Annotated in this window: 7 protein-coding genes, 3 pseudogenes and 1 riboswitch; of the genes and pseudogenes, 9 read left to right on the top strand and 1 reads right to left on the bottom strand. The window is 59.7% G+C overall.

Features of this window, described 5'->3' with window-relative positions; all coding sequences use genetic code 11:
- The first annotated feature begins 158 nt into the window (after window positions 1-158).
- The 9 genes and pseudogenes from X751_RS137620 to metE all read left to right on the top strand — a co-directional run bounded on the left by X751_RS137620 (window position 159) and on the right by metE (window position 10,052).
- A complete protein-coding gene (locus X751_RS137620) occupies window positions 159-863 on the top strand; it encodes a hypothetical protein (RefSeq protein WP_023746115.1) in 705 nt (234 codons plus the stop codon).
- Between the two features lie 174 nt (window positions 864-1,037).
- Window positions 1,038-1,655, top strand: a complete 618-nt coding sequence (locus tag X751_RS137625; RefSeq protein ID WP_023746114.1) for a type IV toxin-antitoxin system AbiEi family antitoxin domain-containing protein — start codon at window positions 1,038-1,040, stop codon at window positions 1,653-1,655.
- Window positions 1,648-2,052: pseudogene (locus X751_RS137630) on the top strand (nucleotidyl transferase AbiEii/AbiGii toxin family protein); the annotation flags it as partial. The gene X751_RS137625 and the pseudogene X751_RS137630, both read left to right, overlap by 8 nt.
- Before the next feature lie 47 nt (window positions 2,053-2,099).
- Window positions 2,100-2,537, top strand: a complete 438-nt coding sequence (locus X751_RS137635; protein WP_023746112.1) for a hypothetical protein — start codon at window positions 2,100-2,102, stop codon at window positions 2,535-2,537.
- Between the two features lie 428 nt (window positions 2,538-2,965).
- Window positions 2,966-3,322, top strand: a complete 357-nt coding sequence (locus tag X751_RS1000000166295; RefSeq protein ID WP_084558333.1) for an ArsR family transcriptional regulator — start codon at window positions 2,966-2,968, stop codon at window positions 3,320-3,322.
- 28 nt (window positions 3,323-3,350) lie between these two features.
- Window positions 3,351-4,688, top strand: coding sequence for a serine hydroxymethyltransferase (gene glyA, locus X751_RS137640; protein WP_023671842.1), 1,338 nt, complete (start codon window positions 3,351-3,353; stop codon window positions 4,686-4,688).
- A gap of 53 nt (window positions 4,689-4,741) precedes the next feature.
- On the top strand, window positions 4,742-5,917 hold the full coding sequence (metK, locus tag X751_RS137645; protein ID WP_023671843.1) for a methionine adenosyltransferase: 1,176 nt from the start codon (window positions 4,742-4,744) through the stop codon (window positions 5,915-5,917).
- A 108-nt stretch (window positions 5,918-6,025) separates the two neighbouring features.
- A pseudogene (locus X751_RS01000000164355) lies at window positions 6,026-7,094 on the top strand (adenosine kinase).
- Between the two features lie 312 nt (window positions 7,095-7,406).
- Window positions 7,407-7,608, top strand: a riboswitch (cobalamin riboswitch).
- A 90-nt stretch (window positions 7,609-7,698) separates the two neighbouring features.
- Window positions 7,699-10,052 (top strand): annotated as a pseudogene (gene metE, locus X751_RS01000000164350) (5-methyltetrahydropteroyltriglutamate--homocysteine S-methyltransferase).
- A gap of 442 nt (window positions 10,053-10,494) precedes the next feature.
- On the opposite strand, the gene X751_RS137650 reads toward metE, so the two are convergent.
- Window positions 10,495-11,550: a cytochrome-c peroxidase gene (locus tag X751_RS137650; RefSeq protein WP_023746111.1), complete on the bottom strand. Its 1,056-nt coding sequence runs from the start codon at window positions 11,548-11,550 to the stop codon at window positions 10,495-10,497.
- Window positions 11,551-12,058 lie beyond the last annotated feature (508 nt).

Below are 12,058 nucleotides of genomic sequence, written 5' to 3'. Positions count from 1 at the left end.
GGTTCGCACAAAATTGGATCGGGAAGATGTGCGAAGACTACAAACAACACATTCTTTGCGCCGAATACTGCGAGCTTTATGCAGAATCTCGAACTCAGCATGCGTTGATTGCGGCATAGAGACGATTGCCTGAAGTGGCCACTGGAGGGGCCTGACTGATGTTGTATGCTTGGGTTGATGGTGAGAAGCGCGCGCCGCTGGCAAAGGGCGAACGCACCGCCTGCCGTGATTGCGGTGGCCTTCTCAGTGCGGTCATGCCGGTCGAGAACGTCCCGCATTGGCGGCACAAGGGAGGCGATTGCGATCCCTGGAGCGAACCCGAAGGACCGTGGCATGTCGGTTGGAAGGAACTGTTTGATCTTTCGTGCCGTGAGATCGGCCTGGTCGACGGCGCTACGGGCGAACGTCACCGAGCAGATGTCTTATATGGTGCCGGCACGTCGAAGGCGACGGTGCTGGAGCTACAGCATTCTTCCATCTCAGAGGATGAACGCGCCTCAAGGGAGGCTTTCTACAAGCAAGGGCACCGGATGTTCTGGCTGGTTCACATCCACAGCGACAACTCGTTTCTCGGATTTAATTTCGGGATTTCGATGGATTTCACAAAGCGGCCCGTCGAACTCAACGGGAAGACATTCGCGGTGATGCGCTGGATGGGACGTAGCGTTCAATTCATCGAGAAATGGAAGCGCGCCAGCGCGCATGTGTTCTTCGATTTTGGCGGCCACATCCTCTATCTTGCCGGCGAGGCGGTCTCCCAGCGGCTGGGCGGCCCGTTCCAGCGCGGGGAGTTCGCGCTGTGCAAACTCACGCGCGATGAATTCATCCGTGCCGTCCCACTGGGCCGACTGATCGATGCTTGAGCCACGGTCGTCACTCGACCCTTGTCGTTATGTCTCCGGTTTAAGTTTCCGCGAGTTGCCGTCGCCTGGGTTAGCAATAAGCCATATTCACAAACTCTGGTCAGCTTCCCTCTCTCTTCGACCTGTGATACAAATCCTTGGACCATACAGTCTAAGTTCCGAGCTATCGTATCAATGTCCGAATCCACCTCTCAGCGCCAGATCGCCCACGCCCTGCTGCGGGCCCGCGGGATCGCGCGTCTCGTGGAGCTGCGCGACGCCGGCGTAACAGCCGCCACGATGAGCCGTATGGAGCGAGATGGAGAGGTGCTCCGGCTCGCGCGGGGCCTGTACCAGCTCTCCGATGCACCGCTCGACGCCAATCATAGCCTGGCCGAGGCTGCCAAGCGCGTACCCAAGGGTGTGGTCTGCCTTGTGTCGGCCCTCGCATTCCACGGCCTGACCGATCAACTTCCGAAGCAGGTGTGGCTGGCGATAGGCCGGAAAGACTGGGCTCCAAAACCCGACGGTACGCCGATCCGTATCGTGCGTTTCACCGAAAGTCTGCTCAACGACAGCGTCGAAACTCATGGCGTCGAGGGCGTGCCCGTAAGGGTCTTTGGCGTCGTCAAAACCGTCGCGGACTGCTTCCGATATCGCAACAAGATCGGCCTTTCGGTGGCGATCGAGGGTCTCCAGGAAGCGCTCCGCCAGCGCAAGGCCGCGCCCGGCGAAATTGCCAGGCAGGCCGAGCGTGGCGGTGTCTCCACGGTGATCCGGCCGTATCTCGAGGCGCTGACTGCCAATGGCTAAAGAGATCAAAAACATCGGCGCCTCTGTGCGCGCACGCCTGCTGCAACTCGCCAAGGCAAGTGGCCAGAGCTTCGACCTGGTTCTGACTCGCTTCGCCCTCGAGCGGCTGCTCTTCCGGCTCAGCCGGTCACGCCATGCCGACCGCTTCGTGCTGAAGGGCGCGATGCTGATGATGAGCTGGTTCGACGACCCACACCGCGGCACGCGCGACCTGGATCTGTTGGGTTTCGGCGATCCGAGCGCGGAGCCGATGCTGGCGACGTTTCGGGAGATCCTGGCGCAGGACGCCGGCGATGGCGTGGAGTTCGACGCTGATGCGCTTAGGGTCGATCGTATTCGCGAGGAGCTGGAATATGGCGGGCTCAGGCTGAGGACGACGGCCTCGATCAGCGGTGCCCGGGATGGCACGCCCATCCGCGAATAGACCGTGAACTCGACAAGCTGATGAAGCTGATCTTGGCGTCCGACGACATCGATGCATCGAAGCGCGTAATGAAGCAGATGAAGGAACTCGAGATCCGCAAAGAGGATCTCGAAAAGGCGCGGGCCGAGGCCGCGGAGCCGCCGCCGCTTCTACATCCGAACATGGCGGGGATTTACAGCCACCGGATTTCGACCCTCTATGAGGGACTGCAGAGCGAGGACGGCAAGGCCGAGGCGGCAGAGGTTTTCCGCACGCTGGTCGATCAGGTGACACTCGTGCCCGACGCGGATGAGCTGGCCATCGTGCTGCGCGGCGACCTGGCTGCGATCCTTCGGTTCGCGGCGAACAAGAAAAACCCCGACGTCCTTTCGGAGGCCGGGGTTTTGGGTACCTTGCTTTCGCAAGAATCGTTGGTTGCGGGGACTGGATTTGAACCAGTGTCTCCAGTCAGGTTATGAAACTACGAACTACTTGGCCAGGAAGAAGACTGATTGAAAGGGAACCTTCCTTGTCATCTTTGCGTCACCGTCAGTCTGCTCGAGATTGACCGCTGCAAACCGGGAGCACGAGCGGGCTGGGCAAACGTCGCAACAGATCCTTCAAGGAACTTCATAGAGTCTTAGCAACTCCGGTTCGCTGTGAATGGTAGGCTTATTGCAACGTCTGAGGTCAGTGGTTCCAAACCGTGGCCCCGCTTGTCTTCGACTGGCCGAACTGCTTGCAATTTCGGCTAAAGGCAAGAAGAGCGCCCATTTGTTTGTTCGACACAGGATATCGACGGTCGTCACGGCCACCGAGATTTGTCCGGTCGTTGGACAACCCTTCGAAATCGCAACTTCTGCGGAGAACGCGAAATGAGAAATTCGGTAGGACTTGGTCCTGAGCCATGATGACACTGGTTAGTCGCCTACGCATGGCAGCGCATCCTGACCGCCTTCGAATCCTGGGCCTTTGTGCGCATGCGGACCTAACTGTCTGCGAGCTAGCGGAGATTCTGAGCGTGTGTCGAGAGCGGGTTGCGCGACACGTCCGGCTGCTCGCCAGAGCCGACTTTCTTTGCTGCAACGAACAGCCTCCGTGGCGCTCGTACCATCTCAACGCAGGATCCAACGACGGCGGGCTGGTTCAATTATTGGTCGATCTCCTGCCCCATCGCGACGGCTATCATAAACAGGACCTGCAGCGGCTCGAAGCGGTACGAGACACGCGGCCGAAAAGGACCGCGTGCTTGATCGTGAAATAGGTCAATCCAATTGGAGCGCGAAGCTACCATGGACAACTCCGCAGACGGCGCAATCGCACAGCCGGACACCCACGGGCGGTCTTCCTTGGCCGCGGTTGATTGCCGCGTCCACGAGCTGCTTCTGAGACAGGAGCGGCAGGAGCGGACGACCCTCAAGCTCATCGCCTCAGAGAACTTTGCGTCCTCGGCCGTGCTGGAAGCGAACGGCTCGATTTTCACGAACAAGTACGCCGAGGGGTACCCCGGCGCGCGCTACTACGCTGGAAACGAGATCGTTGATGAGCTTGAGGATCTGGCCATTGGGCGCCTGAAAACGCTATTTGGCAGCGAGCATGCCAACGTCCAGCCTTATTCCGGCTCGCCGGCCAACCAGGCTGTCTATCGTGCGCTTTTGAGTCCCGGTGACAAAGTCATGGGCTTGCCCCTTCCGGAAGGGGGCCATCTGACTCATGGTTGGGCCATCAACTTTTCCGGAACTGACTATCAACGCGTGCCCTATGGACTAGATGAAAAGACACAGCAGATTGACTATGACCGCTTGCGCGAGACAGCCAAGCGGGAACGGCCGCGGCTCATTTGGGTCGGCGGAACCGCTTACCCGCGTGTCTTTGACTACGCGGCAATGGCAGAAATTGCCCTGGAAGCGAACTCCTATCTCGTAGCCGACATTGCGCACATCAGCGGCCTGATTGCCGCGGGAGCGCACCCGAATCCCGTGGGCCATTGCGACGTGGTCAGCAGCACGTCCCACAAGTCGATCCGCGGTCCCCGCGGTGGCTTCATTTTGTCAAGGAACGAAGATCGCTATCAGGCCCTGTATCATACAAAGAGCAAATACAATCTCGCCAGACGAATAGACCGGGCGGTCTTCCCTCACCTGCAAGGCGGACCTCACATGAATGCCATCGCTGCGCTAGCGGTTGCCTTGCACGAAGCCGCGAACCCGTCCTTCCGAAGCTACGGCCAACAGACGGTCAAGAATGCCAAGGCTCTGGCACATGCACTGCTTGAGCGAGGTTATGACCTGGTTACCGGGGGGACGGACAATCACATGCTGATCCTTGATCTTCGCGATCGGCCACTATCGGGCAAGGCCTATGCCGAGCGACTAGCAAAGGCAGGAATCATCACAAACTTTAATATGGTGCCTGGCGACCCGCGGCATCCGGCGGTCACAAGCGGAATTCGCCTGGGGGCGCCAGCAGTGACGTCAATGGGCATGCGCGATGTGGAAATGGTGCAAATTGCTGGCTTCATTGACTCCGTCCTCCAGCGGCCAGACGACGAAGATCTCCATGCCTGCGTGCGAAGAGACGTTGCCGACTTGTGCGCTGCGTTCGAGGTCCCGGGCATCTCCGACAAGTAAGGTGGGCCAAGCAAAATGCCCATACCACATCCAACATCCGAAGCGAGGTATTCATGGCTAGGCAGTTCGTGTTCTCTTCCGAATCGGTTGGCGCGGGGCACCCGGATAAGTTGGCCGACAACATCTCGGATGCCATCCTCGATGCCATCCTCCGCACAGATCCCAAGGCGCGCGTCGCCTGTGAAGCGTTGGTAAAATCAGGGATAGTCGTTCTGGCTGGCGAGATCACCAGCGATGCCCAGGTGGATTACAGCCAAGTTGCGCGCGATACGATTCTCGACATTGGGTACGACGACGAGGCCGTCGGCTTTGACGGCCGGCGTTGCTCCGTCGTTCATGCCCTCACCGAGCAATCGCCCGACATCAGCCAAGGCGTTGACGAGGGAAGAGGGCAAGACCTCCAGCAGGGAGCGGGAGATCAGGGCCTCATGTTCGGCTACGCATGCCGCGAAACCGATACCCTGATGCCTTTGCCGATCCAGCTCGCTCATCGCTTGACGAAACGGCAGGCGTATGTCCGGAAGGCACAACAGCTTGGCTGGTTGCGTCCTGACATGAAATCCCAAGTCTCAGTGCGCTATGAGGGGTTGCGCCCGGTCGCCCTGGATACCATCGTCGTGTCGACGCAACATGACGAGCAGGTCTCGCAAGAGACTGTCCGCGAGGGCGTCATTGAGGAAATCATAAAGCCTGTCCTGCCGACCCACCTGGAGACGGAAGGCGTCAGAATTCTGGTCAACCCGACGGGGCGGTTCGTAGTCGGCGGGCCGCGCGGCGACTGCGGTCTCACTGGACGCAAGATCATCGTCGATTCCTATGGCGGGACGGGTCGTCATGGCGGCGGCGCCTTCTCGGGCAAGGACCCGTCCAAGGTTGACCGCTCGGCTGCCTATGCAGCCCGCTATGTCGCAAAGAACATCGTCGCTAGCGGACTTGCGGACGTGTGCGAGGTGCAGCTTGCTTACGCAATCGGCGTGGCCAGTCCGGTTTCCGTCATGGTCAACACGTTCGGGACAGCCAGGGTTGAGGAAAGCAGGATCGAGCGCCTCATTCTTGAGTTGTTCGATCTCAGACCGAAAGGCATTATCAAGATGCTTGATCTCTTGCGCCCTATATATCGCAATACAGCGACCTATGGCCATTTCGGCCGTGAAGAGCCTGATTTCACCTGGGAGAAGACAGACAGGGCGGACGAATTGCGTCGCGAGGCAGGACTCGCCGCCCCGTGAGAGCCGCAGGCGAACGGATTGGCAAGCGGAAAGCCCATTTCCACCGGGCAGACCCGCGCCTGGCAGGCGTGGCGAGAAGCCGGCTCGGGTTTTTTGGCGGAGACATTGATGCCGGATTATGACGTGCTTTGCATCGGCAATGCCATTGTCGACATCATCGCCCAGTGCGACGAGGCATTCCTCGAGATCAACGGCATCATCAAGGGCGCGATGAACCTGATCGACACGCGCCGCGCCGAACTGCTCTACAGCCGCATGGGCCCGGCGATCGAGGCCTCCGGCGGCAGTGCCGGCAACACGGCGGCCGGCGTAGCCAGCTTCGGCGGACGCGCCGCCTTCTTCGGCAAGGTCTCCAACGATGCGCTGGGCGAAATCTATGCGCACGATATCCATGCACAGGGTGTCGCCTTCGACACCAGGCCACTCAAGGGCGAGCCGCCGACGGCGCGCTCTATGATCTTCGTCACGCCCGACGGCGAGCGCTCGATGAACACCTATCTCGGCGCCTGCGTCGAACTCGGCCCGGAAGACGTCGAGGCCGACAAGGCATCCGGCGCCAAGGTTACCTATTTCGAGGGCTATCTGTGGGATCCGCCGCGCGCCAAGGAAGCGATCCGGCAGACCGCGCGGCTGGCGCATGCCGCCGGCCGCGAAGTGTCGATGACGCTGTCGGATTCGTTTTGCGTCGACCGCTACCGCGACGAGTTCCTCGAGCTGATGCGCTCGGGCACTGTCGACATCGTCTTTGCCAACAGCCACGAGATCAAGTCGCTCNGACGAGTTCCTCGAGCTGATGCGCTCGGGCACTGTCGACATCGTCTTTGCCAACAGCCACGAGATCAAGTCGCTCTACCAGACAAAATCCTTCGACGAGGCGCTGGCTCAGATCCGCAAGGACTGCAAGATTGCCGCCGTCACCCGTTCCGAAAAAGGCTCGGTGATCGTGCGCGGCGACGAGACCGTCACCATCCAGGCGACGACGATCCGCGAGCTGGTCGACACCACCGGCGCCGGCGACCTCTACGCCGCTGGCTTACTCTACGGCTACACGACCGGACGCAGCCTGCAGGATTGCGGCGATCTCGGGTCGCTGGCAGCCGGGCTGGCGATCCAGCAGCTCGGGCCAAGGCCGCGGCAGAATTTGCGCCGCGAGGCGGAACGGGCTGGGTTGCTGTAGATGCGCGGGCAACTAACCAGCCGCCCTACTGACGCGATGACCGCAGTGGCGGAACTGTGTCAAAGCTCGCTGCGATCTTCTGCATTCTAACGACGTTGTCACGCGCTTGATGTCTTGTCCGAAATCCTTCATGGGCGACCTGCGAGGGATGTCGCAGCCCGACAGGAATCCATTAGTTGGACAATGGTGGCAGCGCAGCAGCGCAGCCAATGGGCGACTGAATATTTCACAATGTTAGACAAGCGTAAAAGCGCGATCGCATAACGACATAAACATTTGGTTATGCGTCATTGACAGGAGAGCGGATTGTTGTGATTGTCTGCGTGTCGTGGTTCTTCGCGTGCGGCGCTGCCGCAGCGAAGCTAAGAGGGAAGCCGGTGCGATGCCGGCGCTGCCCCCGCAACTGTTAGCGGCGAGCCAATCCACTCATGTCACTGAGGCGAATACCCTCGGGAAGACGGGTAGAGGCTATGACCCCGCGAGCCAGAGACCTGCCACGGCGAATTACGTCCACGGGCGGGGTGTCTCGGTGGCCGCTGCAACCGGCGTGCCGGCCTGCTAGCGCCTTCCTTGTCACCGACGCCCCCAACCATCGGGGTATGACATGACTGTCTCTCAGCAAATTCCTGTAGCAACGCTCGGCGTGCCGCGCTTCGGTCGTCGGCGAGAACTGAAATTCGCCCTCGAAAGCTACTGGTCCGGAACATCGTCCGCTGGCGACCTTCTTGCGACGTCGAAGGCGCTCCGAGCCGCTAGCTGGGAAGAGCAGCGCGATCGCGGCGTGTCGAAAATCCCGTCGAACGACTTCTCGCTTTACGACCATGTGCTCGACACCGCAGCCATGGTCGGGGCCATTCCATCCCGGTACGGCTGGAATAGCGGCGAGGTCCCACTTGACATCTACTTCGCAATGGCGCGCGGCAACCAGGGTCAGACGGAGGATTGTGGACACGCCGGTCACCAGGAGGAGGCTCATGGACCTGGTGTAACCGCGATGGAAATGACCAAGTGGTTTGACACCAACTACCACTACATTGTGCCGGAACTCGATGATGATCAGACGTTCGCCCTCTCGTCATCGAAGCCGGTCGATTACTTCCTCGAGGCTAAAGCTCTCGGCATTCACACACGCCCAGTCATCCTTGGACCCATCACCTTCCTCAAGCTGGCGAAATCGCGTGCCGAAGGGTTCGGTCCCATCGCGCTCCTACCGCGGCTGCTGCCCGTTTACGAGCAAGTCCTGCAGAGGCTGAAGCTGTCGGGAGCCGACTGGGTGCAGATCGATGAGCCAGCGCTTGTCCTCGATCTGAACCCGAACGAACGAGCTGCGTTCGAATTCGCCTATGGCCAGCTGTCGAAAGCCGCGCCCGAGCTGAAGATCATGCTGGCTACGTATTTCGGGTCGCTGGGAGACAATCTCGAAACCGCGGTTTCTCTGCCCCTGGCCGGCCTGCATATTGATCTCGTGCGCGCTCCCGAGCAGCTGGAAACGGTGGGTCGGCTCGCTCCGAAGGATCTGGTGCTCTCGCTTGGCTTGATCGACGGCCGCAACGTCTGGCGTGCGAACCTCCCCGCCATTCTCGACCGCATCAAACCGATCGTCGCCGGCTGGCCCTTGGACCGCGTCGAGATCGCGCCTTCTTGCTCGATGCTGCATGTGCCTATCGACCTGCGCATGGAGACGGAACTCGACGCCGACATCAGCTCGTGGCTCGCCTTCGCGGCCCAGAAGACCGACGAATTGGTGTTGCTGGCCCGGGCCCTGTCCCAAGGCAGAGATGCGGTGGCTGGCTCGTTGAAAGCGTCTGCCGAGGCTGCCGCCACGCGCGTGACATCCACGAGGATCCATGACCCGCTTGTTCAGGGGCGGATCGCTAGCATTGACGACAGCGCGAAGCGACGAGAGAGCGCTTTTGCCGAGCGCTCCAGAGTCCAAGCCGGCTCACTCGGGCTGCCGCCGTTCCCGACGACGACCATCGGGTCCTTCCCGCAGACGCCGCAGGTACGCAAGGCGCGGGCCGCTCATGCGAAGGGCCAGCTGAGCTATGTCGACTACGAGACGTTCCTGAGGAAGGAGATCGAGGCTGCAATTCGCTGGCAGGAAGAGATCGGGCTGGACGTGCTGGTGCACGGTGAGTTCGAGCGAAACGACATGGTACAGCATTTCGGCGAGCAGCTGTCTGGCTTCGCCTTCACCCAGCATGCCTGGGTACAAAGCTATGGGTCGCGCTACGTGCGTCCCCCCATCATTTTCGGCGATGTATCGAGGCGCAATCCGATGACAGTGCGCTGGTGGCAATTCGCCCAGTCGCTTACGGAAAAGCCCGTGAAGGGAATGCTCACAGGCCCAGTCACCATTCTCAACTGGTCTTTTGTTCGCGACGACGTACCCCGCTCCGAAGCCTGCCGCCAGATCGCGCTCGCCATCAGCGACGAAGTGAGGGATCTCGAAAGGTCCGGCGCAAGGATGGTGCAGATCGATGAGGCCGCGTTTCGCGAAGGATTGCCACTGCGTGCCAATCTGACTGGAAAGCCTATCTCGACTGGGCTGTCGAATCCTTCCGGATCGCTTCAACGGGTGTAAAGGACGCGACTCAAATCCATACCCACATGTGCTATTCGGAGTTCAACGAGATCATCGACGCGATCGCTGGAATGGATGCGGATGTCATTTCGATTGAGACGTCGCGCTCGAAGATGGAACTGCTGGACGCCTTCACGAGCTCGAAATATCCGAACGAAATCGGTCCCGGCGTCTATGACATTCACTCACCACGTGTGCCGGAGGTCGGCGAGATTTCGGACCTAATCATGCTTGCCCGCGAGCGACTGTCCGACCGCCAACTGTGGGTAAACCCGGACTGTGGCCTCAAAACACGCAAATGGGAGGAGGTCCGCCCTGCCCTCATTAACATGGTCGCTGCAGCACGCGCGCTCCGGCAGAAAGTGCAGGCGTGAGGCTTCTCTTCCTCACCGTGTGGGGAGTTGCCGGCTGGCGGATGTCGGCCGGGAATATGCCAAATCGATCACACTCTTGGAAATAAGCCACTCGGCGAAAATGTGCGATTTTCCTTCGGCACGTGTCCTCATCCCGCAGAAATATGAATGTGACACTACGCTATAGTATTGGTCCTTCGGAACATACCGGCCCCGCGCCTCGAAAAAATCGTACACACGTCGTTTCTCAAAGTAGACTGCTTGGCGCGTTCGCTCAGGCGGCGACAATATATGATGCTGCGCGTCTGTCCGCTTCCCCAGTTGATTCGCGCAGACTACGGGCGAGGTGGCAGGTTTCGGGTATTGCTAGCGTCCCGCCAATTCGGAAATGGACCTCGCGATTCGTCCGTCCAAGTAAAAGTCGCATCATTGTCGATTGCCACGTCCGCAGCCAGCTGGCCCTTTATTTTCCTGAGATCTGCGTTACAGGCCGGGGCGTTGTCGCCGTTTCGGAGGGTAAGATGGGATAGGCGACCTCGGGTGCCTCTCCGGTCAGCGAGATGAGGAAGGCAACAAGCAGGTCAACTTCTTCGTCCGCCAGTACTACGCCAAGCTGGGTGGTCCCCATAATCGCGACGGCCTGTTTCAGATCCCAAACCTTGCCCGAATGAAAGTATGGCGCGGTGAGTGCAACGTTGCGCAGCGGCGCCACGCGGAAAACATAGTAGTCATCGGCTGCATTGGTGACCGCAAATCGGCCCTTGTCTTTTTCCGGCAGGACCTCGGCGCTGGGCTGTTCCACGAGGCCGAATGGGAAATAGGCTTGCCCACCAACGTTGATGCCGGCATGGCAGGACGAGCAGCCTTTGTCCATGAAAAGCGCCAGGCCCTGTTTCTGTTCGGAAGTCATGGCAAGCTCATCACCATTCAGGAAGCTGTCGAACGGGGCCGGTGTGACCAGTGTCGCCTCGAAGGCTTCGATTGCCTTGGCGAAGTTGTCGAAGGTGACCCGATCGGCTTCAGCCGGAAAAGCTGCATCGAACCACTGGACATATTGCGGCATGGACTTGAGCGTGGCGATGACTTGGCCCGGTGTATTGGCCATTTCGATGCCGGCTTGGACCGGTCCCTTCGCCTGAGCCTTCAGGTCTGCGGCACGACCATCCCAGAACTGAGCGATGTTGAAGACAGCGTTCAGTACAGTCGGCGCGTTGCGCTGTCCCTTCTGCCAACCATGGCCGATCGAGGTTTCGTGATTGTCGTCGCCGCCGGTGGCCAGGTTGTGGCATGAATTGCACGACAAGACGCCTGACGCCGAGACGCGTGGATCGAAGAACAGTGCCTTGCCGAGAGCGATCTTTTCCGGGGTGATCGGGTTATTGGCGACTGTCGGCGTGGTGGATGGCAAAGCCGTGAAGGTGGCCAATGCCGTATCTCTGAGGTCGGTGGGGATCCAATCCGCAGCAAAGGCGGTGGGTGCCAGCAAGGTGACAGCCATCGTACTGAATAGGATTTTCATAATTGGTCTTCCTGCGTCGTCCACGCAGCCATTATGCGATTTGCGGCTCATGAACGCCCTGAGCTAGATCAGCTGAGGGAGAGGACCGGGGCCTGACACCTGTTTTCGCGGCTGAGCTGGGACCCTCTTGGAAGTGATCGCTGTTCTCGATTGGACTTCAGGGAGGAGGAGTATCCCTGCTCGGCAACCGGATGGATGTAGCAAAGCACGCACTGAGTGCGCTTCGTAGATTCGGTCACTGCGATCTTCCAGCCATCGTTGAGAAAGTCGATAGCGTCCGCAAGACTGGCAATCTCTTGCACGATGTGCGCTGCACGCCTTGCGAAAAGTGAGCTTCTGAAACCTCAGGGTTCATTCGTTCCTCCGGACCTGCTGATTGCGTGAATCGACCTTATCGACACCCGCCGACTGCACATTGTGATGTCACCAGCGATGGCGGTTTCAATACCTAAGCAGCGACGGTCTATGCGACAGCATATAGCTCCGCTTCTACGAACATCCCATCACG

Source organism: Mesorhizobium sp. LNJC394B00 (assembly GCF_000502555.1).
Taxonomy (GTDB): domain Bacteria; phylum Pseudomonadota; class Alphaproteobacteria; order Rhizobiales; family Rhizobiaceae; genus Mesorhizobium.
Note: the sequence above shows the minus strand (reverse complement) of the source record. Positions and strands in the feature narration are given on the sequence as shown.